We start from the raw sequence: 22,843 nt of genomic DNA on the forward strand, positions 1-22,843 counted from the left end.
TATTTTGTAGAGAAAGCAAAAATCCCTAGAAAATGTTTAGGGATTCAATTATTTCATTAAGAACAATTCAACAATCATCTCGATATACATGACAAGGGTTAATAAGAATCCTGCACGCCAGAAAAATTTGATGAATTTAGGATAGTAAAAGCTACGTTTTTTCAAAAGGAAGAAAAAAACGAGAATAATGGCTAGGAGAGAGAGGGCTAGGCCTAGTCTAGGGAGGAAATTATGGGTAAAGGTTTTAGCTGTAATCAAGTAATACTCAAATACCAAGACTGGAAAAGCCAAATCCGCAAAGTTTCGTCCTAGTTTTTTTAATCTAAAAAGTTTGGTTATGATAATGCAGACGACTAAGGTCAGTATCAATAATAAAATAGATGCTAATTTCATTAAAATCATACCCATATTGTATCATAAAAAATCGCTAATGGAAACGAGAAACAGAGGAATTTATAGGAAAGTCAGGCTTTTGAGATTGTAGATGTTTTTTGTTATAATGAAAGTTATGAAATCTTATAATACCTTGAATGATTATTATCGAAAACTATTTGGAGAAAAGACCTTTAAAGTCCCTATTGATGCGGGGTTTGACTGTCCCAATCGTGATGGGACTGTGGCTCATGGAGGCTGTACTTTTTGTACGGTTTCAGGTTCTGGAGATGCTATCGTAGCACCGGACGCGCCTATCCGTGAGCAATTTTATAAGGAAATTGACTTTATGCACCGTAAGTGGCCAGAGGTCCGGAAGTATCTGGTTTATTTTCAAAATTTTACCAACACCCATGAAAAGGTGGAAGTGATTCGGGAGCGCTATGAGCAGGCTATCAATGAGCCAGGTGTAGTAGGAATCAATATCGGAACGCGCCCAGACTGTCTACCAGACGAAACCATTGAATATTTGGCTGAGTTATCGGAGCGCATGCATGTGACGGTTGAATTGGGCTTGCAGACCACTTATGAAACAACCTCTGACCTGATTAACCGCGCCCACTCCTATGAATTATATGTGGAAACGGTCAAGCGCTTGAGAAAGTATCCAAAAATTGAGATTGTTTCTCATTTGATCAATGGACTTCCTGGTGAAACCCATGAGATGATGATTGAAAATGTCCGCCGCTGTGTCACCGATAATGATATTCAAGGGATTAAACTGCATTTGCTCCATCTTATGACAAATACACGTATGCAACGAGATTATCACGAAGGACGTTTGCAGTTGATGAGCCAGGACGAATATGTTAAGGTCATCTGTGACCAACTGGAAATCATTCCCAAGCATATCGTCATCCATCGAATCACAGGAGATGCACCTAGAGATATGCTGATTGGGCCTATGTGGAGCCTCAATAAATGGGAAGTGCTAAATGCTATTGAAACTGAAATGCGACGTCGTGGAAGTGTTCAAGGATGCAAGGCTGTAAAACAGGAGTTTGAAAATGAAAAGACCACTTGAAATGGCACATGATTTTTTGGCTGAGGTTGTAACTCAGGACGATATTGTAGTAGATGCGACCATGGGAAATGGTCACGACACCCTTTTTCTAGCCAAACTAGCCAAGCAAGTCTATGCTTTTGATATTCAGGAGCAAGCCTTGGAAAAGACCCAAGAGCGTCTGGACCAGGCTGGTCTGACAAATGCTCAGTTAATCTTGCAAGGTCATGAGACACTGGACCAGTTTGTGACAGAAGCCAAGGCAGGGATTTTTAATCTGGGCTATCTGCCGTCAGCTGATAAGTCAGTCATTACCCAACCTCAGACAACGATTGAAGCATTAGAAAAGCTGTGTCATATACTTGTCAAAGGTGGGCGGATTGCCATTATGATCTATTATGGTCATGAAGGAGGCGACCTCGAGAGGGATGCTGTTTTGGATTTTGTTAGTCAGTTGAACCAACAAGAGTACACAGCTGCCATTTACCGAACTTTAAACCAAGTAAACAACCCGCCGTTTTTAGTTATGATTGAAAAATTAGAGAGATATAGACATGGATAAACAATACCTACGTGAAAAGCTGGATGCCATGCGCCAGAATTTTGTTGAGTCAACCCACCACGAACGAGCAGTAGGTGTGTTAGACCAAGCGCATATGAGCAAAAAAATGCTTAAAATCAAGAAAAAATTAGTAGCTCTTGAAATGGAACGGTGCCAGAGAAAAATTGAGCACAAAGACTGTTCCAAGATTGACCAAAAAATCAAAGAGCAGAAGGAGATATTTGAATCCTGTTGTAAAAAAGACTAAGGAGGAATTGCGTGGAATTACTGATTTACCTCATCCTATTTTTACTGGTCTTGATTGTCTCAAGTACAACCAATAAGCTCCTGCCCTTTTTACCTCTTCCTTTGGTGCAAATTCTTCTGGGAATTGTGATTGGTCTCTTTTTACCCAATACTGACTTTCATCTCAATACGGAGTTGTTTTTGGCTCTGGTTATCGGGCCCTTGCTTTTCCGAGAGTCGGAAGAAGCAGATATTACGGCTATTTTAAAACACTGGCGAATCATTGTTTATCTCATATTTCCAGTGATTTTCATTTCGACCCTGAGTTTGGGTGGCTTGGCCCATCTTCTTTGGCTCAGTCTTCCCTTGGCGGCTTGCTTGGCCGTTGGGGCAGCCCTTGGCCCTACGGATTTGGTGGCCTTTGCCTCTCTTTCAGAGCGGTTTAGCTTTCCTAAGCGCGTGTCTAATATCCTTAAGGGGGAGGGACTTTTGAATGATGCATCAGGTTTGGTTGCCTTTCAGGTAGCTTTGACAGCTTGGACAACTGGAGCCTTTTCCCTTGGACAAGCTAGTAGTTCGCTCATCTTTTCAATCCTAGGCGGTTTTTTAATTGGATTTTTAACAGCCATGACCAACCGTTTCCTCCATAGCTTCTTGCTAAGTGTGAGAGCAACGGATATTGCTAGTGAGCTTTTATTAGAATTGAGTTTACCTCTGGTGACCTTCTTCCTGGCAGAAGAAGTCCACGTTTCAGGGATTATTGCCGTTGTAGTTGCTGGGATTTTAAAGGCAAGTCGTTTTAAGAAAATTACGCTCCTCGAAGCCCAAGTGGACACGGTGACCGAGACGGTCTGGCACACAGTGAACTTTATGCTCAACGGTTCAGTCTTTGTGATTTTAGGGATGGAGTTGGAAATGATAGCAGAGCCTATCTTGACCAATCCAATCTATAATCCCTTACTTTTATTGGTATCTCTTTTAGCCCTTACCTTTGTCCTCTTTGCCATTCGTTTTGTCATGATTTATGGCTATTATGCCTATAGGACTAGACGTCTCAAGAAAAAGCTAAATAAGTATATGAAGGACATGCTCCTTTTGACCTTCTCAGGTGTTAAGGGAACGGTGTCTATTGCTACGATTCTTCTGATACCAAGTAATCTAGAGCAGGAATATCCAATCTTACTTTTCCTTGTCGCAGGTGTGACGCTTGTAAGCTTTTTAACAGGCCTCGTGGTCTTGCCTCATCTTTCTGATGAACAGGAAGAAAGCAAGGATTATCTCATGCATATCGCTATTTTGAATGAAGTAACGCTAGAGTTGGAAAAAGAGTTGGAAGATACCAGAAATAAGCTCCCTCTCTATGCAGCCATTGACAATTATCATGGACGTATTGAAAATCTGATCCTGAGTCAAGAAAATAAGGGGGCTCAAGAAGACTGGGAGGCCTTAAAACTTCTCATCCTCAGTATTGAAAGTGATGGTTTAGAACAGGCTTACGAAGAAGGCAAGATGAGTGAGCGTGCCTATCGAGTTTACCAACGATATTTGAAAAACATGGAACAAAGTATCAATCGCAAGTTTGCTTCACGTTTGACCTATTATTTCCTTGTTTCCTTGCGGATTTTACGTTTTCTCCTTCACGAAGTCTTTACCTTTGGCAAGACCTTCCGCAGTTGGAAAAATGAAGAATCACAGAAACTCAGAGCCCTTGACTATGACCAAATTGCAGAGCTCTATCTAGAAAATACAGAGATGATTATCGAAAGTTTGGAGAACCTAAAAGGGGTTTATAAGAGTTCTTTAATCAGTTTCATGCAGGATTCTCGTCTCCGAGAAACAGCTATTATTACCAGTGGTGCCTTTGTCGAACGGGTTATCAATCGCGTCAAGCCCAACAATATCGATGAAATGCTGAGAGGCTATTATCTGGAGCGCAAGTTGATTTTCGAATATGAAGAAAAACGATTGATTACGACCAAGTATGCCAAGAAGTTACGACAAAATGTGAATAACTTAGAGAACTATTCCTTGAAGGAAGCTGCCAATACCCTGCCTTATGATATGGTGGAATTGGTAAGAAGAAATTAGTTAATGCTCTTCGAAAATCTCTTCAAACTACGTCAGCGTCGCCTTACCGTAGGTATGGTTACTGACTTCGTCAGTTTCATCTACAACCTCAAAGCAGTGCTTTGAGCAACCTGCGGTTAGCTTCCTAGTTTGCTCTTTGATTTTCATTGAGTATAAGATTATAAGTGAAGGAGTGTGACATGAAAAAGTGCTGGAAAGAGCTGATAGACAAGCCTTTAGTAAAAGCTTTTTTGCATTATTATCAAGCATCAGATAGTGAGTTGACCAGTGTCGCAGTAGCCTACTATTGGTTGATTTCGATTTTTCCCCTGCTTTTGGTGGTGGTTAATATCCTCCCTTATTTTCAGATTCCAGTTTCAAATTTTTTAAAGGTTGTCAATGAATTCTTGCCCGATACCATGTATGATGTGGTCGCAAAAATTATTACAGAAGTACTGACCCAACCGTCAACAGGCTTATTGAGTTTTGCGGTTTTGTCAGCCCTCTGGACCTTTTCAAAATCCATGAATTTCCTACAGAAAGCCTTTAATAAAGCTTACGGAGTAGCTAAGAGTAGAGGTTTAATTTATCAGCAATTGATGAGTTTACTAGTCAGTTTTGGCTTGCAGATTCTCTTTGCCTTAGCTCTCTTTCTCAGTGTCTTTGGCCGTATGCTTCTCAACCTTATCAAAAGCTACTGGAAATCAGATAATCCTCTCTTTGATTATCTGCAAGACCTAACAGGCCCTTTGGTCTATGCCTTGATTTTTGCAATCTTGGTCATGCTTTATTATTTCCTGCCAAATGTTAAGGTGCGACGAATTCGACATGTATTGCCAGGAAGTGCCTTTGTCTTGTTGACTCTGGCCTTACTGCTCAATATCTTTTCAGTCTATATTAACAATTATGTCAATCACCTAGTGGACGTGCGTTTTTTCAGTTCCGTCGTCGTGGTGGTCATGATGTTCTGGTTTATTCTCATCGCTAAGATTTTAATTGTCGGAGCGGTGATCAATGCCAGTGTCCAGAGTTTGAAAGATCCGAGCTTTAGAATAAATTAACTCAATTTTTTATCCATAACAAAACGCATATTATCAGGCTTTATAAAACCTTGATAATATGCGCTTTTTTGATTGTGAAAATTAATAGATAAACATGGCATCGCCAAAACTAAAGAAACGATAGTGTTCTTGAATGGCATGGTGGTAGGCATCTAAGACTAATTCACGACCTGCAAAGGCAGAAACCAACATAACCAGAGTTGATTTTGGCAGGTGGAAGTTGGTTGAGAAGGCATCTACAACCTTCCATTCATAGCCAGGTTTGATAAAGATATTGGTCCAGCCAGAATCTGCTTGGATTTTCCCATCAAACTTGGAACCAATAGTTTCCAAGGTGCGGATAGAAGTGGTTCCGACAGCGATGACACGGCCTCCATTTTCCTTGACAGATCGAAGGGTGGCAGCAGCTTCCTCAGAAAGTTGGTAGAATTCTGAGTGCATTTCGTGTTCGTCCAGATTGTCAACTGAAACGGGTCTAAAGGTTCCGAGTCCGACATGAAGAGTCAGATAGACTAGATGAACACCCTTAGCTTGGATTTCTGCCAGCAGTTCTTTGGTGAAGTGTAGTCCAGCAGTTGGTGCTGCAGCAGAGCCACTTTCCTTGGCGTAAACGGTTTGATAGCGTTCACGGTCATCCAATTTTTCATGGATATAAGGTGGTAATGGCATTTCTCCTAGACTTTCCAAAACTTCTAGGAAAATTCCTTGGTATTCAAAGCGGACAATGCGGCCACCGTGGGTCAATTCTTCTGTCACGACAGCGCTGAGGCGACCATCACCAAAGCTGACACGAGTGCCAACCTTGAGGCGTTTGGCAGGTTTAGCCAGAACCTCCCACTCATCTCCAGCAGTATTTTTGAGCAGGAGAAGTTCCACATGACCTCCAGTTTCTTCCTTTTGACCATAGAGGCGGGCAGGGAGAACGCGGGTGTCGTTCATAACAAGAGCATCACCAGGTTCCAGCATATCAATAATAGAGTGGAAATGTTTATCCTGCATTTCTCCTGTCTCACGGTTGACAATGAGGAGTTTAGAGGCGTCCCGTTTTTCAAGGGGCGTTTGGGCAATCAATTCCTCAGGCAAGTGGAAATCAAAATCAGCTGTATTCATATATCTGTTCATTCTTTCTAAGTTCTAATCCTATCCATTATAACATGTTTCAAGTTTGGACGCTCTTTTTTTTAGAAATTAAATCGTTTTCACTTGACAAAAATTGGTCTATACCATATAATAAATATAGATTGAAACGGAGGATAAAAAGATGAAAGTTATTAAAGTTGAAAACCAAATCGAAGGTGGAAAAGTTGCTTTTGAGATTTTGAAGGAAAAATTGGCCAATGGAGCTCAAACCCTAGGACTTGCGACAGGAAGTAGCCCACTTGAATTTTACAAGGAAATCGTTGAGAGTGACCTCGATTTTTCAAACCTAACCAGTGTCAACCTTGATGAATATGTAGGGCTTGATGGGGACAACCCACAGTCTTACCGTTACTTTATGCAAGAAAATTTGTTTAACAAAAAACCATTTAAAGAAAGTTTCTTGCCTCGTGGGGTTAAGGACAATGCTGAAGAAGAAGTAGAACGCTACAATCAAATTTTGGCTGACCATCCAGTTGACCTTCAAATCTTGGGAATTGGTCGCAATGGACATATCGGATTTAATGAGCCAGGCACTCCATTTGACAGTCAAACACACCTAGTCGAACTTGACCAGTCTACTATTGAAGCTAATGCTCGCTTCTTTGACAAGATTGAAGATGTTCCAACCCAAGCCATTTCAATGGGGATTAAAAACATCTTGGATGCTAAGTCTATTATTCTTTTTGCTTACGGTGAGTCAAAAGCAGAAGCCATTGCCGGAACAGTGTCTGGTCCAGTGACTGAGAGTCTACCAGCAAGTAGCCTACAAAACCACCCAGATGTGACGATTATTGCAGATGCTGAAGCCCTCAGCTTGTTAGAAAAATAAAAAAGCAGCACCCTTCAGTTTTTCTATTTAATGCTTTCAAGACTTGTATAAATGGAAGAAAAAATTAAAATTAAACCGGATTTTTTCTTGACAATTATTACTTTTACGTGTAAAATAGAATAGATCTTGAACTTGAAGGGAGTGAAAAAAATGTCTAAAACAGTAGTACGTAAGAATGAATCTCTTGACGACGCACTTCGTCGTTTCAAACGTGCGGTTACTAAAGCTGGTACTCTTCAAGAAACACGCAAACGTGAATTCTATGAAAAACCTTCTGTAAAACGTAAACGTAAATCAGAAGCAGCTCGTAAACGTAAAAAATTCTAATTAGAAATGAAAGACTAGGGAAATCTAGTCTTTTTCTTTTAAATAAATACTTCAAAGCCTGCAAAAATCTCAAATATCCTCCTACAATTTGATATAATAGAGAGAAGAACTCATTTGAAGGAGGAAATGATGTCGGTTTTAGTAAAAGAAGTGATTGAAAAGCTCAGACTAGACATTGTCTATGGCGAACCAGAATTACTTGAAAAGGAAATTAATACCGCGGACATTACGCGACCTGGTCTTGAAATGACGGGCTATTTTGACTATTACACGCCAGAGCGGATCCAACTCTTGGGAATGAAGGAGTGGTCCTATCTCGTTTCGATGTCCTCTCACAACCGTTACCAAGTCTTGAAAAAAATGTTTCTACCTGAGACACCTGCGGTCATTGTTGCTCGTGGTTTGGTGGTTCCAGAGGAGATGCTAAAGGCAGCCAGAGAATGTAAGATTGCCATTTTAACCAGCCGTACGGCAACCAGTCGTTTATCTGGAGAGTTATCTAGTTATCTGGATTCACGTTTAGCAGAACGGACCAGTGTGCACGGTGTCTTGATGGATATCTATGGAATGGGTGTCTTGATTCAAGGTGATAGTGGCATCGGTAAGAGTGAGACAGGTCTAGAGCTTGTCAAACGTGGTCACCGCTTGGTAGCCGATGATCGTGTCGATATCTTTGCCAAGGATGAGATTACTCTTTGGGGTGAACCAGCTGAAATCTTGAGACACCTGATTGAAATTCGTGGGGTTGGGATTATCGATGTCATGAGCCTCTACGGTGCGAGTGCCGTCAAGGATTCTTCACAAGTCCAGCTGGCTGTTTATTTGGAAAATTACGATACACATAAAACTTTTGATCGTCTTGGAAACAATGCAGAGGAAATAGAAATTTCTGGCGTAGCCATTCCTCGTATCCGCATTCCAGTGAAAACAGGTCGTAATATCTCTGTCGTGATTGAGGCTGCTGCCATGAATTATCGTGCCAAGGAAATGGGCTTTGATGCGACGCGTTTGTTCGAAGAACGCTTGACCAATCTCATTGCTCAAAACGAGGAGGTGCCTAATGTTTGATCCAATTGCTATTCATCTAGGCCCTATAGCCATTCGTTGGTATGCCTTGTGTATTGTGACAGGCTTGATTCTTGCGGTTTATTTGACCATGAAAGAAGCGCCTAGAAAGAAGATCATACCAGACGATATTTTAGATTTCATCTTGATAGCCTTTCCCTTGGCTATTTTAGGAGCTCGTCTCTACTATGTTATTTTCCGTTTTGATTACTATAGTCAGAATTTAGGAGAGATTTTTGCCATTTGGAATGGTGGTTTGGCCATTTACGGTGGTTTGATAACTGGGGCTCTTGTCCTCTATATCTTTGCTGATCGTAAACTCATCAATACTTGGGATTTTCTAGATATTGCGGCACCTAGCGTCATGATTGCCCAAAGTCTAGGCCGCTGGGGTAATTTCTTTAACCAAGAAGCTTATGGTGCAGCAGTGGATAATCTGGATTATCTACCTGGCTTTATTCGTGACCAGATGTATATTGAGGGGAGCTACCGTCAACCGACCTTCCTTTATGAATCTCTATGGAATCTACTTGGCTTTGCCTTGATTCTGATTTTTAGACGAAAATGGAAGAGCCTCAGACGAGGTCATATTACTGCTTTCTACTTGATTTGGTATGGTTTCGGTCGCATGGTCATCGAAGGTATGCGGACAGATAGCCTCATGTTCTTTGGACTTCGAGTATCTCAATGGCTTTCAGTTGTTCTTATCGGATTGGGTATTTTTATCATTCTTTATCAAAATCGTAAGAAGGCCCCTTACTATGTTACAGAGGAGGAAAATTAAATGTTAGAAGTTGCATATATTCTTGTAGCCCTTGCTTTGATTGTATTTTTAGTGTATTTAATCATTACTGTACAAAAGCTTGGACGTGTTATCGATGAAACAGAGAAGACGATTAAAACCTTAACTTCAGATGTAGATGTGACCTTGCATCATACCAATGAATTGCTGGCTAAGGTCAATGTCTTGGCAGATGATATCAATGTCAAGGTGGCAACGATTGATCCACTCTTTAGCGCTGTTGCAGATTTATCTCTATCTGTTTCAGATCTCAATGACCATGCGCGTGTATTGAGTAAGAAAGCTTCATCAGCTGGTTCAAAAACATTTAAGACTGGTGCAAGTTTGTCAGCTCTTCGTCTTGCAAGTAAATTTTTCAAAAAATAAAAAAGGAGAATCCTTATGGGTAAACTATCCTCAATCCTTTTAGGAACCGTTTCAGGTGCAGCTCTTGCCTTGTTTTTAACAAGCGACAAGGGCAAACAAGTTTGCAGTCAGGCTCAAGATTTTCTAGATAATTTGAGAGAAGATCCTGAGTATGCCAAGGAGCAGGTCTGTGAAAAACTGACAGAAGTTAAGGAGCAGGCTACAGATTTTGTTCTTAAAACCAAAGAACAGGTTGAGTCAGGTGAAATCACTGTGGACAGTGTACTTGCTCAAGCCAAATCATGTGCTCGCCAAGCGACAGAAGCATCAAAAGATCGATTCAATAATCTCAAGGAGCAATGGCAAGAAAAGGCCGAAACTCTTGATGAATCAGAAGAGATTGTTATTGACATAACAGAAGAATAAACCATCACCATCTCTGGACGGACTATGTGTCTGGGGATGGTGATTTTTTTCTCGTAGCGTGTCTTTGTGGTATAATAAGTACTATGCAGAAAAAACCAACCTCAGCCTATGTGCACATCCCGTTTTGTACCCAGATATGTTATTATTGTGACTTTTCAAAGGTTTTTATCAAGAATCAGCCGGTAGATAGTTATTTAGAGTATCTGCTGGAAGAGTTTCGTTCTTATGATATTCAAAAGTTGCGAACCCTCTACATCGGTGGTGGGACACCAACAGCTTTGTCAGCTCCGCAACTGGAGGTGTTATTGAAGGGCTTGACTAAAAACTTGGACTTGTCTGTCTTAGAAGAGTTGACCATTGAAGCTAATCCAGGCGACTTGGATGCAGATAAGATAGCTGTTTTGAAAAACTCAGCTGTCAATCGTGTTTCGCTAGGTGTGCAGACCTTTGATGATAAGATGCTGAAAAAGATTGGGCGCAGTCATTTGGAGAAGGATATTTATGAAAATATCGACCGTCTGAAACTGGCTGGTTTTGACAATATCTCCATCGATTTGATCTATGCACTGCCAGGTCAGACCATGGAGCAGGTCAAGGAAAATGTGGCTAAAGCCATTGGGTTGGATATTCCCCATATGAGTCTGTATAGCTTGATTTTGGAAAATCACACGGTCTTTATGAACCGGATGCGACGTGGGAAATTGCCTCTGCCTAAGGAGGAACTAGAAGCGGAGATGTTTGAGTACATCATTGCAGAGCTGGAGCGAGCTGGTTTTGAGCATTATGAGATTTCCAATTTCTCAAAGCCTGGTTTTGAAAGTCGCCACAATCTCATGTACTGGGACAATGCTGAATACTATGGCATCGGTGCTGGGGCATCTGGCTATGTCAATGGTGTTCGCTATAAAAACCACGGCCCGATTCGTCATTATCTCAGTGCGGTTGAGGAAGGCAATGCGCGCATCACAGAAGAGCACCTGAGTCAAAAGGAGCAAATGGAAGAAGAAATGTTCCTGGGGCTTCGCAAGAAATCAGGAGTCTCCATGGCGCGATTTGAGGAAAAATTTGGACGGTCTTTTGATGGACTTTATGGAGAAATTGTCAAGGACTTGGTTCAACAAGGTCTCATGCAACTAGACGGTGACCGAGTTCGTATGACAAAAAGAGGTCTCTTTTTAGGAGACACTGTAGCAGAACGATTTATTTTGGAGTAGGATGATGGGCTTAACTTATCAAATGAAAATGAAGATTCCTTTTGATATGGCTGATATGAACGGTCATATCAAACTTCCAGATGTGATTTTATTGTCCCTACAAGTTTCAGGGATGCAGTCTATTGAGTTGGGAGTTAGTGATAAGACTATTTTGGAAGACTATAATCTGGTCTGGATTATCACAGACTATGATATTGAGGTGGTTCGTTTGCCTCGTTTTGCGGAAGAAATTACCATCGAAACGGAAGCTTTGAGCTATAATCGACTTTTTTGCTACCGTCGCTTTACCATTTATGATGAAACGGGGCAGGAGCTCATTCACATGATGGCGACCTTTGTTCTCATGGACCGAGACAGTCGAAGAGTTCATGTTGTCGAGCCTGAGATTGTGGCTCCTTACCAGTCTGATTTTGATAAAAAACTTATCCGCGGGCCAAAGTATGAGTCCTTGAACGAATCAATCAGCAAGGATTACCATGTCCGTTTTTACGATTTGGATATGAATGGTCATGTCAATAACAGTAAATACTTGGACTGGATTTTTGAGGTCATGGGAGCGGATTTTTTGACCCAATATATTCCCAAGAAAATCAATCTCAAGTATGTCAAGGAAGTTCGACCAGGTGGGGTGATTACATCGGCTGTTGAACGAACTGGACTGGAAACCAAGCATGAGATTACAAGTGATGGGGCTACCAATGCCCAAGCAATTATCACTTGGCAAGAAATGAAGAAGGATTAGAGAAAAATATGAAATATAAAGGCTATTTAATTGATTTAGACGGAACAATTTATAAGGGGAAAGATCGAATTCCAGCAGGAGAAGCTTTTGTCCATGAATTGCAAAAGCGGAATATCCCCTATCTTTTTGTAACAAACAATACAACCCGCACTCCAGAGAGTGTTCAAGAGATGTTGGCTCAGAATTTTAATATCGATACGCCCCTATCGACTGTCTACACAGCGACTTTGGCAACGATCGACTATATGAACGACTTGGGGCTTGAAAAGACCGTCTATGTCATCGGAGAAGCAGGGCTCAAGGAAGCCATCAAGGCAGCTGGTTATGTGGAAGACAAGGATAATCCTGCCTATGTGGTAGTAGGGCTGGACTGGCAGGTCGACTATGAAAAATTTGCGACAGCAACTCTGGCTATCCAAAAGGGTGCCCACTTTATCGGAACCAACCCTGACCTCAACATCCCGACAGAACGCGGTCTTTTGCCGGGTGCTGGTTCACTGATTACACTACTTGAAGTAGCGACACGAGTGAAGCCTGTTTATATTGGAAAACCAAATGCCATCATCATGGACAAGGCGGTTGAGCACTTAGGTTTGCAACGTGAAGAGTTGATTATGGTTGGAGATAACTATTTAACTGATATTCGAGCAGGGATTGACAATGGCATTCCAACGCTCTTGGTGACGACAGGTTTTACCAAGGCAGAAGAAGTAGCAACCCTACCAATCGCACCGACTCATGTGGTTTCTAGCCTTGCGGAGTGGAACTTTGATGAAAACTAAACTGACCTTTTGGGGCTCTATGCTCTTTCTCCTGTCCCTCTCAATCCTTCTGACTATTTATCTGGCTTGGATTTTCTATCCGCTGGAAATTCAGTGGCTGAACTTAACGGATCGAGTCTATCTAAAACCAGAAACTATTCAGTACAACTTTCATATCTTGATGAATTACCTGACCAATCCTTTTAGTCAGGTCTTGCAGATGCCAGATTTTCGTTCGTCAGCGGATGGTTTGCACCATTTTGCAGTGGTTAAGGACCTCTTTCACCTAGTTCAGCTGGTTGCTCTAGTGACTTTACCAAGTTTCTATGTCTTTGTCAAAGGGATTGTGAAAAAGGGATTTTTATCTTTATTTAGTAAGGAGCTTCTGACTTTAGTAGTTTTGCCTTTGGTGATTGGTCTTGGGGGAGTTTTGATTGGTTTTGACCAATTCTTTACCCTTTTCCATCAAATTCTCTTTGTGGGAGATGATACCTGGCTTTTTGACCCAGCCAAGGATCCTGTTATTCTGATTTTGCCAGAGACCTTTTTCCTACATGCCTTCCTCCTCTTTTTCGCCCTCTATGAAAGCTTCTTTGGCTATCTTTATCTGAAAAGTCGTAGGAAATAATACTAAAGATATTCTTATTTTGCATAAATCAATTAGGTATGTGATTCGAAACTATTGTCAAGAATGAATTAATCAAATCCAAAAAAAGTTAATCGTTCGCAAACAGTCTATTTTTCTTGAAAAAATAGGCTTTTTTTTCTAAAAATCTCTAGTCAAGCGCTTTATTTTTTTGTATAATAGAATTAGCAAAGTATAGATAAGAAGAGAAAAGCATGATTACACTATTTCTATCACCGAGCTGTACTTCATGTCGTAAGGCAAAGGCCTGGTTAGAAAAACATAAGGTGCCCTTTGAGGAGCATAATATTATGACCAGTCCCTTAACAAGAAAGGAATTGCAACACATCCTTTCCTTGACCGAAAATGGTACTGATGACATCATTTCAACTCGTTCAAAAATTTTTCAAAAATTGAATATTGATGTAGAGAGTATTTCGGTATCGGAATTGCTTCATTTGATTGAGCAGTATCCTAGTCTTTTGCGTCGTCCAATTATTATTGATGCCAAACGCATGCAAATCGGTTTTAATGAAGATGAGATTCGAGCTTTTCTCCCTCGTAGTTACCGTAAGCAAGAACTAAAAGAAGCAAGAATGAGAGCTGGTATTAGTTAATGAACAAACAATATAGTTACCCACTAGATTTGTCGTGGAGCACTGAAGAACTTGCTTCAGTGCTTTCTTTTTTTAATGATGTTGAAGCTGCCTATGAAAGCAAGGTAGAGGCTAAAAAGTTACTGGACTCCTATAAGGGATTCAAGGCGGTTGTGCCAAGCAAGAGTGAAGAGAAACGTTTGGGGCGAGAATTTGAAACAGTCAGTGGCTATTCGCTTTACCGAGCAGTTCAGACTGCTAAGGAAAAAGGGGAAGGGAAGATTTCTCTTGGAAAGTAAATTTGAATTTGCTAAAGAGCTTGTTAAGAAAGCGGGCCAGTACATCCTTGACCACATGCAGGAAGACTTGTGTGTTGAGACCAAGTCCTCTCCAACAGATTTGGTGACCAGACTGGACAAGGAAGTTCAGGAACTCTTGGTTGGTGAGATTTTGTCTCGTTATCCTGAGGATAAGATTTGTGCTGAAGAAGGTTGTCTGCGAGCCTCGGTTCAAGAGGGCAAGGTTTGGGTCATTGATCCCATTGATGGGACCAATAATTTTGTGGCCCAGCAGGAAGATTTTGCTGTCATGATGGCTTATTTTGAAAATGGTCAAGGTCAGTTTGGTCTCATTTATGATGTGATCAAAGGGAATTGTTATCACGGTGGTGGTAAGTTTCCAGTTTGTCTAAATGATAGGCCTCTAGCTCCCTTTAAACCAAAACCACTTGGAGATTTTCTCATTGCAGGGAATAGTGGCATGCTGGAAACCAATGAATGGGGACTGGCTGATTTGAGTCGAGCGGTCCTCGGTGTACGTGTCTATGGGAGTGCAGCCATTAGTTTTGCCAAGATTTTGTCAGGGCGTTTGTTGACCTATGTCACCTATCTGCAACCATGGGATTATGCCCCGGCTAGTATTTTAGGGGAAAGTCTGGGCTATCGGGTTGTGACTCTATCTGGTCAACCGCTTGATTTTCAAACCAGACAGCCGGTCATGATGCTACCTCTTGAGATGCAGGAGGAAATTCAGTCTTATATTTACGAAAGGAAAAGAACTTAAATGCAATTTCCAGAAGGATTTGTTGAAAAATATGAAGAGATACTAGGAGATGAGGCAAGAGATTTTCTTGCCTCTTTTAAGGAGGAAGCGGTTTCGGCCTTTCGGGTCAATCCTTTAAAAGAAACACCAATTTCCTTTCCTGATGCCATTCCTCAAACCCCTTGGGGCCATTATGGGAAGGTTTCAGGGAAATCGCCTGAGCATGCTACTGGTTTAGTTTATTCGCAAGAACCTGCTGCTCAGATGGTTGCTCAGGTAGCCCAGCCCAGTCCTGGTATGAAGGTTTTGGACTTGGCAGCTGCACCGGGTGGAAAATCAACGCAGCTGGCAGCCTATCTAGCAGGGGAGGGTCTCCTTGTTTCCAATGAAATTTCAAGCAAACGGGCTAAGATTTTAGTTGAAAACATGGAGCGCTTTGGAGCGACAAATGTTGTGGTGACCAATGAATCTGCTGACCGCTTGGCCAAGGTTTTTAAAGGCTATTTTGACCTCATTGTCCTTGATGCTCCTTGCTCTGGTGAAGGGATGTTTCGTAAGCAACCAGATGCTATGGACTATTGGAGCTTAGATTATCCGAGTCAATGTGCTAGTTTGCAAAGAGAAATTCTAGAGGATGCGGTGACCATGTTAGCTCAAGGTGGTCGTCTGGTTTATTCGACTTGTACCTGGTCACCTGAGGAAAACGAAGAGATCGTCAAGTGGTTGCTGGAAGAGTATAATTTTGATTTGTTGCCAGTAGAGCGTATCAATGGAATGGTAGCTGGAATTGACCTGACAGAAACGGCTCGTATGTACCCACATCATTTTAAGGGAGAGGGGCAATTTGTAGCCCATTTGCAATTTAAAGGTGAAAATCCAGTTCCTAAATTTAAGGCAAGTAAGAGCAATCTCAGCCGAGAACAAGTTGCCTTGTGGCAGGAATTTGCCCAAAAACATTTGAAGGTCAATCTAAGGGGTATCTTGCAGACTTTTGGAGACCAGCTTTATCTCTTGCCAGAATTTTTGCCAGATTTAGGGAAACTCAAGATTGCTCGCAATGGCCTGCATCTGGGTACCTTTAAGAAGAAACGCTTTGAGCCTAGTTTTGCTCTTGGTCTAGCCTTGAAACCGAGTCAGGTCAAGCAGTCAGTTGAAATTGACCAAGAAGCGTTTGTAAAGTATGTGGCTGGAGAAACTGTTCAATTGGCGGAAAGTCTGCCAAATGGTTGGTACCAAGTTTTGGTTAAAGGAAATGGCTTGGGCTTTGCTAAGGTGACGGGAAATGTTTTGAAAAATTATTTTCCAAAAGGCCTCAGATTCAAGTGAAAATGCTAGTCAAAGTAGCTTGTCTATGTTATAGTGGAAGTATGGATTTTTTTCAAATTGTCTTTCATTTTAAGTCAAAATTGGTGGAGATGGTAACTAAGCAAATTTCTAGTTAAACCAAGCTAATACTCTTCGAAAATCAAATTCAAACCGCGTCAACGTCGCCTTGCCGTACTCAAGTACAGCCTGCGGCTAGTTTCCTAGTTTGCTCTTTGATTTTCATTGAGTATAAGAACTTTAGTTGGCTCCCAATTTTAAAAAAGAAAAACATAAATAAATAGTTGAAAAAATTCACAGCATTCACCATTATTTTCAAGGAGAAAAACAGTGAAAAAAAGGAAAAAACTCGCTCTATCCCTCGCAGCTCTTTTGATCGCAGGTTCTTTGGCGGGATGTGCTAGCTGGATTGATCGTGGAGAATCCATGACAGCTGTTGGCTCAACGGCTCTTCAGCCCTTGGTCGAAGCAGCAGCAGATGAATTTGGCTCTATGCACGTTGGAAAAACAGTCAACGTTCAAGGTGGAGGATCTGGTACAGGTTTGTCTCAGGTTCAGTCTGGAGCCGTTGATGTAGGAAATTCAGACGTATTTGCCGAGGAAAAAGACGGTATCAACGCATCCGCTCTAGTGGATCATAAGGTAGCCGTAGCGGGCTTGGCGGTAATTGTAAACAAGGAAGTTGATGTTGAAAATCTGACAACAGAACAACTCCGTAGCATCTTCACAGGTCAAGTGACCAACTGGAAAGAAGTCGGTGGGAAAGACCTAGCCATTTCCATTATCAACCGTGCGGCAAGTTCAGGTTCACGTGCAACCTTTGATAGTGTTATCATGGATGGTCAATCTGCCGTGCAGAGTCAAGAACAGGATTCAAATGGGATGGTCAAAAACATTGTTTCCCAGACACCAGGAGCCATTTCTTACCTAGCCTTTGCCTATGTGGATGACTCGGTGAAACGCATGAAGTTAAATGGCTATGAGCCAATTGCAGAAAATGTTACGACCAATAACTGGCCTTTGTGGTCTTATGAACACATGTACACCCTAGGTCAGCCTAATGAATTGGTGGCAGAATTTCTCAACTTTGTCCTCTCAGATGAAGCGCAAAGCGGAATCGTTAAGGGAATGGGTTATATTTCTGTCAAGGAAATGAAGGTTGAAAAAGATGCTGTTGGAACAGTGACCGCACTAGAAGGGAGTCAATAATGAATCAAGAAGAATTAGCTAAAAAATTACTTTCTCCCTCAAAGAACTCTCGTTTAGAGAAACTAGGGAAAGGATTGACCTTTGCCTGCCTGTCTTTGATTGTCATCATTGTGGCTATGATTTTGATTTTTGTAGCCCAAAAAGGTTTGTCGACCTTCTTTGTCAATGGAGTCAATATCTTTGATTTCCTTTTTGGCCAAACTTGGAATCCTTCAGGTAAACAATTTGGTGCCCTTCCCATGATTTTGGGTTCCTTTATTGTCACAATCCTATCAGCCCTTATCGCAACCCCTTTTGCCATTGGTGCAGCTGTCTTTATGACTGAAGTTTCACCAAAAGGTGCTAGAATCTTGCAACCAGCCATTGAATTGCTGGTCGGGATTCCTTCAGTTGTGTATGGATTTATCGGTTTGCAGGTCGTAGTTCCTTTTGTCCGTAGTGTTTTTGGTGGAACTGGTTTTGGAATCTTGTCAGGGATTTTCGTTCTCTTTGTCATGATCTTACCGACGGTAACCTTTATGACAACCGATAGCTTGCGTGCGGTGCCTCGTCACTACCGCGAAGCTAGTTTGGCTATGGGAGCCACTCGTTGGCAAACCATCTGGCGCGTGACCTTGAAGGCAGCGCGTTCAGGGATTTTCACAGCAGTGGTCTTTGGGATGGCGCGTGCCTTTGGTGAGGCCTTGGCCATTCAGATGGTGGTCGGAAACTCAGCCGTTGTTCCAACTTCACTAACAACACCTGCTGCGACCTTGACCTCTGTCTTGACCATGGGTATCGGAAATACCGTTATGGGAACCGTTGACAATAACGTTCTCTGGTCACTGGCCTTAGTCTTGCTTTTGATGAGTTTGGCCTTCAACAGTGTGATTAAATTGATTACGAAAGAAAGAGGAAAGAAAAACTATGCACGCTAAGAAATTAGATAAAATTGCAACAGCTGTCCTCTACTCGATTGCAGGAATTATTGTTGCCATCTTGGCATCCTTGATTCTCTATATCTTGGTTCGTGGTTTGCCTCACATCTCTTGGTCTTTCTTGACTGGCAAATCATCTTCTTACCAAGCGGGCGGAGGGATTGGAATTCAGCTCTATAATTCCTTCTTCCTTTTGGTTATTACCTTGATTATCTCTGTTCCCTTATCTATGGGGGCTGGGATTTTCCTAGCTGAATACGCCAAAAAAGGTCCTGTGACCAATTTTGTCAGAACCTGTATTGAAATCTTGTCTTCACTGCCATCAGTGGTTGTAGGTCTCTTTGGTTACTTGATCTTTGTAGTTCAGTTTGAGTATGGATTTTCAATTATTTCAGGCGCCTTGGCCTTGACGGTCTTTAACCTTCCTCAGATGACTCGAAATGTTGAGGACAGCTTAAAACACGTTCACCATACGCAACGTGAGGCTGGTCTGGCTCTTGGGATTTCTCGTTGGGAGACAGTTGTCCATGTGGTCATTCCAGAAGCCCTTCCAGGCATCGTAACGGGGGTTGTCTTGGCCTCTGGTCGTATCTTTGGTGAGGCTGCGGCTCTTATCTATACAGCAGGACAATCCGCTCCAGCTCTAGACTGGTCTAACTGGAATATTCTCAGTGTAACCAGCCCAATCTCTATCTTCCGTCAAGCAGAAACCTTGGCTGTTCACATCTGGAAAGTCAATAGTGAAGGTACTATTCCAGATGGAACCATCGTATCAGCAGGTTCTGCGGCCGTGCTCCTCATCTTTATCCTCATCTTTAACTTTGGAGCCCGCAAACTTGGAAGCTACCTACATAAGAAATTAACCGCTGCCTAAAGGAGATGCCATGTCAAAATATAATTGGGATGAAAAGCATATCATCACCTTTCCTGAAGAGAAAGTGGCCCTCTCTACTAAGGATTTACATGTTTACTACGGTAAAAAAGAATCCATAAAGGGCATCGATATGCAATTTGAAAAAAATAAAATCACGGCCTTAATTGGCCCATCTGGTTCAGGAAAATCAACCTACCTCCGCAGTCTCAACCGTATGAATGATACCATTGATATTGCCAAGGTAACAGGTCAAATCCTCTACCAAGGGATTGATGTCAACCGTCCAGAAATTAACGTTTATGAGATGCGTAAGCACATCGGAATGGTCTTTCAACGACCAAATCCCTTTGCCAAGTCTATCTACCGCAATATCACTTTTGCTCATGAACGTGCAGGAGTCAAGGACAAGCAAGTCTTGGATGAAATTGTAGAAACTTCTCTTCGTCAAGCTGCCCTTTGGGACCAGGTCAAAGATGATTTGCACAAGTCAGCCTTGACCCTATCAGGTGGTCAGCAGCAACGCCTCTGTATCGCTCGTGCTATCTCTGTTAAACCAGATATCCTCTTGATGGATGAACCAGCGTCAGCCTTGGATCCGATTGCGACAGCCCAGCTGGAAGAAACTATGTTGGAATTGAAGAAGGACTTTACTATCATCATCGTGACCCACAGTATGCAGCAGGCTGCGCGTGCTAGTGACTACACAGGATTTTTCTACTTGGGCGACTTGATCGAGTACGATAAGACCTCTAATATTTTCCAAAATGCCAAACTACAGTCAACCAATGACTACGTAACAGGACACTTTGGATAGAAAGGAAACAGTATGACAGAAGCGATTTTACAGGTATCAGACCTGTCCGTTTACTACAATCAAAAAAAGGCCTTGAATAGTGTTTCCCTATCTTTCCAACCTAAGGAAATTACAGCCTTGATCGGTCCATCTGGATCAGGGAAATCAACCCTTCTCAAGGCTATCAACCGCATGGGGGATCTCAATCCAGAGGTAACCACAACAGGTTCGGTGGTTTACAACGGCCACAATATCTACAGTCCACGTACAGATACAGTTGAATTGCGGAAGGAAATTGGTATGGTTTTCCAACAACCAAACCCTTTCCCTATGTCTATCTACGAAAATGTTGTTTATGGGCTTCGTATCAATGGAGTTAAGGACAAGCAGGTTCTGGATGAAGCAGTAGAAAAAGCCTTGCAACGAGCTTCCATCTGGGATGAGGTCAAGGATCGCCTGCATGATTCAGCTATCGGGCTTTCAGGTGGACAACAACAACGTGTCTGTGTTGCCCGTGTCTTGGCAACCAGTCCTAAAATCATTCTTTTGGATGAACCGACTTCAGCCTTGGATCCTATCTCGGCTGGTAAGATTGAGGAAACCTTGTATGGTCTAAAAGATAAATACACCATGCTCTTGGTTACGCGTTCCATGCAACAAGCCTCTCGTATTTCTGACAAGACAGGATTTTTCCTAGATGGAGATCTGATCGAGTTTAACGATACCAAGAAGATGTTCCTCAACCCACAACACAAGGAAACAGAAGATTATATTTCAGGAAAATTTGGATAAGGAGATAAATGATGTTACGTTCTCAATTTGAGGAAGATTTAGAGAAATTGCACAACCAGTTCTATGCTATGGGACAAGAAGTGCTATCCCAGATCAATCGGACAGTGCGTGCCTTTGTTACGCATGACCGTGATTTGGCCAAGGAAGTCATCGAAGACGATGCAGAAGTAAACGAATACGAAGTGAAATTAGAGAAGAAATCATTTGAAATGATTGCCCTTCAACAACCAGTTTCTCAAGACTTGCGTACCGTTTTAACAGTCTTAAAAGCCGTATCTGACTTGGAACGTATGGGGGACCATGCCGTTTCCATTGCAAGAGCAGCCATTCGTATGAAGGGGGAGCAACGCATCCCAGCTGTTGAAGAAGAAATTAAGAGAATGGGGCGTGATGTCAAGAACTTCGTTGAAGCAGCCCTTGAACTCTATCTCAATGGTTCAGTAGATCAGGCCTATGAAGTAGCAGCAATGGACGAAAAAATCAACCATTACTTTGATAGCATTCGTGACTTGGCTACAGAAGAAATCAAGAAAAATCCAGATGCCATCGTTACAGGTCGTGATTATTTCCAAGTGATTGCCTTCTTGGAACGCATTGGAGACTATGCTAAAAATATCTGTGAATGGGTTGTTTACTTTGAAACAGGTAAGATTGTCGAACTATAAAATAGTTTCATTCTGTATAAAAAGGAGCTTGAAATCAATTGATAGCTCCTTTTTTGAATGAAAAAAATATTTTTAAGATAAAAATTCAAAAAACACTTGACAAGCAACTTGGATAGCGTTATAATTATACAAAATTAACAGAGAGGTTGTTTATTTATGAAATCAAAAAAATGGATATTTGTTTTATGTAGTTTTCTTGCAAGTTTCTTCTTAGTAGCTTGTCAGTCGGATTCTAATGGTTCTCAGTCAGCTGTTGAAGCCATTAAGCAAAAGGGGAAATTAGTTGTGGCGACTAGTCCTGACTATGCACCTTTTGAATTCCAATCCTTAGTTGACGGAAAAAATCAGGTAGTCGGTGCGGACATTGATATGGCCCAAGCTATCGCTGATGAACTTGGGGTGAAGTTGGAAATTTCAAGCATGAGTTTTGATAATGTCTTGACCAGTCTTCAAACTGGTAAGGCTGACCTAGCTATCGCAGGAATTAGCGCTACTGATGAGAGAAAAGAAGTCTTTGATTTTTCAATCCCTTACTATGAAAACAAGATTAGTTTCTTGGTTCGTAAGTCTGATGTAGAAAAATACAAGGATTTAATTAGCCTTGAAAGTGCTAATATTGCAGCCCAAAAAGGGACTGTTCCAGAATCGATGGTCAAGGAACAATTGCCAAAAGCTCAATTGACTTCCCTAGCTAATATGGGTGAAGCTGTTAATGAATTACAGGCTGGAAAAGTAGATGCTGTTCACATGGATGAGCCTGTTGCCCTTAGCTATGCTGCTAAAAATGCAGACTTAGCTGTCGCAACTGTCAGCTTGAAGATGAAGGACGGCGAAGCTAATGCAGTTGCCCTTAGAAAAAATAGTGCTGATTTGAAAGAAGTGGTGGACAAGGTCATCCAAAAACTCAAGGATGACGGTACCTACCAAAAATATCTTGAAAAGGCGGCAACCTTAACAGAAGTTGAAGAATAATACTCAATGAAAATCAAAGAGCAAACTAGGAAGCT

At 41.8% G+C, this 22,843-nt stretch carries 28 protein-coding genes; 26 read left to right on the forward strand and 2 right to left on the reverse strand.

Annotation, left to right across the window (positions count from 1 at the left end; genetic code table 11):
• Positions 1-48 precede the first annotated feature (48 nt).
• Positions 49-408, reverse strand: a complete 360-nt coding sequence (locus DXN33_RS01770; protein WP_020902455.1) for a DUF3397 family protein — start codon at positions 406-408, stop codon at positions 49-51.
• A 91-nt stretch (positions 409-499) separates the two neighbouring features.
• Here DXN33_RS01770 and DXN33_RS01775 point away from each other — a divergent pair, with 91 nt between their 5' ends.
• The 5 genes from DXN33_RS01775 to DXN33_RS01795 all read left to right on the forward strand — a co-directional run bounded on the left by DXN33_RS01775 (position 500) and on the right by DXN33_RS01795 (position 5,350).
• The gene (locus DXN33_RS01775) at positions 500-1,456 is read left to right on the forward strand and encodes a TIGR01212 family radical SAM protein (protein WP_115904473.1); all 957 of its coding nucleotides are present in this window, start codon (positions 500-502) and stop codon (positions 1,454-1,456) included.
• Positions 1,440-1,997 carry a class I SAM-dependent methyltransferase gene (locus DXN33_RS01780; RefSeq protein WP_181897265.1) on the forward strand — a complete coding sequence of 186 codons (558 nt, stop codon included), beginning with the start codon at positions 1,440-1,442 and terminating at the stop codon, positions 1,995-1,997. The genes DXN33_RS01775 and DXN33_RS01780 overlap by 17 nt, the downstream gene beginning before the upstream one ends.
• Positions 1,990-2,244, forward strand: a complete 255-nt coding sequence (locus tag DXN33_RS01785; RefSeq protein WP_000361085.1) for a hypothetical protein — start codon at positions 1,990-1,992, stop codon at positions 2,242-2,244. Before DXN33_RS01780 ends, DXN33_RS01785 begins: the two co-directional genes overlap by 8 nt.
• 11 nt (positions 2,245-2,255) lie before the next feature.
• Positions 2,256-4,310 (forward strand): sodium:proton antiporter, encoded by a 2,055-nt coding sequence (locus DXN33_RS01790; protein WP_115904171.1) that lies wholly within the window; start codon positions 2,256-2,258, stop codon positions 4,308-4,310.
• A gap of 179 nt (positions 4,311-4,489) precedes the next feature.
• On the forward strand, positions 4,490-5,350 hold the full coding sequence (locus DXN33_RS01795) for a YihY/virulence factor BrkB family protein (protein WP_115904172.1): 861 nt from the start codon (positions 4,490-4,492) through the stop codon (positions 5,348-5,350).
• Positions 5,351-5,431: 81 nt separating this feature from the next.
• Here DXN33_RS01795 and queA read toward each other — a convergent pair whose 3' ends face one another.
• On the reverse strand, positions 5,432-6,460 hold the full coding sequence (queA, locus tag DXN33_RS01800) for a tRNA preQ1(34) S-adenosylmethionine ribosyltransferase-isomerase QueA (protein ID WP_115904173.1): 1,029 nt from the start codon (positions 6,458-6,460) through the stop codon (positions 5,432-5,434).
• 151 nt (positions 6,461-6,611) lie between these two features.
• Here queA and DXN33_RS01805 point away from each other — a divergent pair, with 151 nt between their 5' ends.
• The 21 genes from DXN33_RS01805 to DXN33_RS01905 all read left to right on the forward strand — a co-directional run bounded on the left by DXN33_RS01805 (position 6,612) and on the right by DXN33_RS01905 (position 22,808).
• On the forward strand, positions 6,612-7,319 hold the full coding sequence (locus DXN33_RS01805) for a glucosamine-6-phosphate deaminase (RefSeq protein WP_115904174.1): 708 nt from the start codon (positions 6,612-6,614) through the stop codon (positions 7,317-7,319).
• Positions 7,320-7,469: 150 nt separating this feature from the next.
• A complete protein-coding gene (gene rpsU / locus DXN33_RS01810) occupies positions 7,470-7,646 on the forward strand; it encodes a 30S ribosomal protein S21 (RefSeq protein WP_000048054.1) in 177 nt (58 codons plus the stop codon).
• Positions 7,647-7,775: 129 nt separating this feature from the next.
• Positions 7,776-8,714 (forward strand): HPr(Ser) kinase/phosphatase, encoded by a 939-nt coding sequence (hprK, locus tag DXN33_RS01815; protein WP_049516049.1) that lies wholly within the window; start codon positions 7,776-7,778, stop codon positions 8,712-8,714.
• Positions 8,707-9,495, forward strand: a complete 789-nt coding sequence (lgt, locus tag DXN33_RS01820) for a prolipoprotein diacylglyceryl transferase (RefSeq protein WP_115904175.1) — start codon at positions 8,707-8,709, stop codon at positions 9,493-9,495. The genes hprK and lgt overlap by 8 nt, the downstream gene beginning before the upstream one ends.
• The gene (locus DXN33_RS01825; RefSeq protein WP_042750944.1) at positions 9,496-9,879 is read left to right on the forward strand and encodes a DUF948 domain-containing protein; all 384 of its coding nucleotides are present in this window, start codon (positions 9,496-9,498) and stop codon (positions 9,877-9,879) included. It begins immediately after the preceding gene.
• A gap of 15 nt (positions 9,880-9,894) precedes the next feature.
• The gene (locus DXN33_RS01830) at positions 9,895-10,284 is read left to right on the forward strand and encodes a YtxH domain-containing protein (RefSeq protein WP_115904176.1); all 390 of its coding nucleotides are present in this window, start codon (positions 9,895-9,897) and stop codon (positions 10,282-10,284) included.
• Positions 10,285-10,367: 83 nt separating this feature from the next.
• The gene (gene hemW, locus DXN33_RS01835; protein ID WP_115904177.1) at positions 10,368-11,498 is read left to right on the forward strand and encodes a radical SAM family heme chaperone HemW; all 1,131 of its coding nucleotides are present in this window, start codon (positions 10,368-10,370) and stop codon (positions 11,496-11,498) included.
• A 4-nt stretch (positions 11,499-11,502) separates the two neighbouring features.
• Positions 11,503-12,240: an acyl-[acyl-carrier-protein] thioesterase gene (locus DXN33_RS01840; protein ID WP_115904474.1), complete on the forward strand. Its 738-nt coding sequence runs from the start codon at positions 11,503-11,505 to the stop codon at positions 12,238-12,240.
• Positions 12,241-12,248: 8 nt separating this feature from the next.
• Complete coding sequence (locus DXN33_RS01845) at positions 12,249-13,022, forward strand: TIGR01457 family HAD-type hydrolase (RefSeq protein WP_115904178.1); 774 nt, start codon at positions 12,249-12,251, stop codon at positions 13,020-13,022.
• Positions 13,012-13,629, forward strand: coding sequence for a TIGR01906 family membrane protein (locus DXN33_RS01850; protein ID WP_115904179.1), 618 nt, complete (start codon positions 13,012-13,014; stop codon positions 13,627-13,629). Before DXN33_RS01845 ends, DXN33_RS01850 begins: the two co-directional genes overlap by 11 nt.
• Before the next feature lie 212 nt (positions 13,630-13,841).
• Entirely contained in the window at positions 13,842-14,243 is a 402-nt protein-coding gene (locus DXN33_RS01855) for a Spx/MgsR family RNA polymerase-binding regulatory protein (RefSeq protein ID WP_000631255.1), read from the forward strand.
• On the forward strand, positions 14,243-14,521 hold the full coding sequence (locus DXN33_RS01860) for a UPF0223 family protein (RefSeq protein WP_020901523.1): 279 nt from the start codon (positions 14,243-14,245) through the stop codon (positions 14,519-14,521). The genes DXN33_RS01855 and DXN33_RS01860 overlap by 1 nt, the downstream gene beginning before the upstream one ends.
• Positions 14,511-15,284 carry an inositol monophosphatase family protein gene (locus tag DXN33_RS01865; RefSeq protein ID WP_115904180.1) on the forward strand — a complete coding sequence of 258 codons (774 nt, stop codon included), beginning with the start codon at positions 14,511-14,513 and terminating at the stop codon, positions 15,282-15,284. The genes DXN33_RS01860 and DXN33_RS01865 overlap by 11 nt, the downstream gene beginning before the upstream one ends.
• On the forward strand, positions 15,285-16,589 hold the full coding sequence (locus DXN33_RS01870; protein ID WP_115904181.1) for an RsmF rRNA methyltransferase first C-terminal domain-containing protein: 1,305 nt from the start codon (positions 15,285-15,287) through the stop codon (positions 16,587-16,589).
• Between the two features lie 327 nt (positions 16,590-16,916).
• Positions 16,917-17,795 (forward strand): phosphate ABC transporter substrate-binding protein PstS, encoded by an 879-nt coding sequence (locus tag DXN33_RS01875; RefSeq protein ID WP_115904182.1) that lies wholly within the window; start codon positions 16,917-16,919, stop codon positions 17,793-17,795.
• Positions 17,795-18,712 carry a phosphate ABC transporter permease subunit PstC gene (gene pstC / locus DXN33_RS01880; RefSeq protein ID WP_001070903.1) on the forward strand — a complete coding sequence of 306 codons (918 nt, stop codon included), beginning with the start codon at positions 17,795-17,797 and terminating at the stop codon, positions 18,710-18,712. Before DXN33_RS01875 ends, pstC begins: the two co-directional genes overlap by 1 nt.
• Positions 18,702-19,586, forward strand: coding sequence for a phosphate ABC transporter permease PstA (pstA, locus tag DXN33_RS01885; protein WP_000543046.1), 885 nt, complete (start codon positions 18,702-18,704; stop codon positions 19,584-19,586). Before pstC ends, pstA begins: the two co-directional genes overlap by 11 nt.
• A gap of 10 nt (positions 19,587-19,596) precedes the next feature.
• Positions 19,597-20,400, forward strand: coding sequence for a phosphate ABC transporter ATP-binding protein PstB (gene pstB / locus DXN33_RS01890; RefSeq protein WP_020900241.1), 804 nt, complete (start codon positions 19,597-19,599; stop codon positions 20,398-20,400).
• Between the two features lie 12 nt (positions 20,401-20,412).
• Entirely contained in the window at positions 20,413-21,171 is a 759-nt protein-coding gene (gene pstB / locus DXN33_RS01895) for a phosphate ABC transporter ATP-binding protein PstB (protein WP_000133484.1), read from the forward strand.
• Between the two features lie 11 nt (positions 21,172-21,182).
• Entirely contained in the window at positions 21,183-21,836 is a 654-nt protein-coding gene (gene phoU, locus DXN33_RS01900) for a phosphate signaling complex protein PhoU (protein ID WP_000946460.1), read from the forward strand.
• A 156-nt stretch (positions 21,837-21,992) separates the two neighbouring features.
• Complete coding sequence (locus DXN33_RS01905; RefSeq protein ID WP_094753410.1) at positions 21,993-22,808, forward strand: ABC transporter substrate-binding protein; 816 nt, start codon at positions 21,993-21,995, stop codon at positions 22,806-22,808.
• Positions 22,809-22,843 lie beyond the last annotated feature (35 nt).

Source organism: Streptococcus sp. NM, from assembly GCF_003390135.1.
Taxonomy (GTDB): Bacteria; Bacillota; Bacilli; order Lactobacillales; family Streptococcaceae; genus Streptococcus.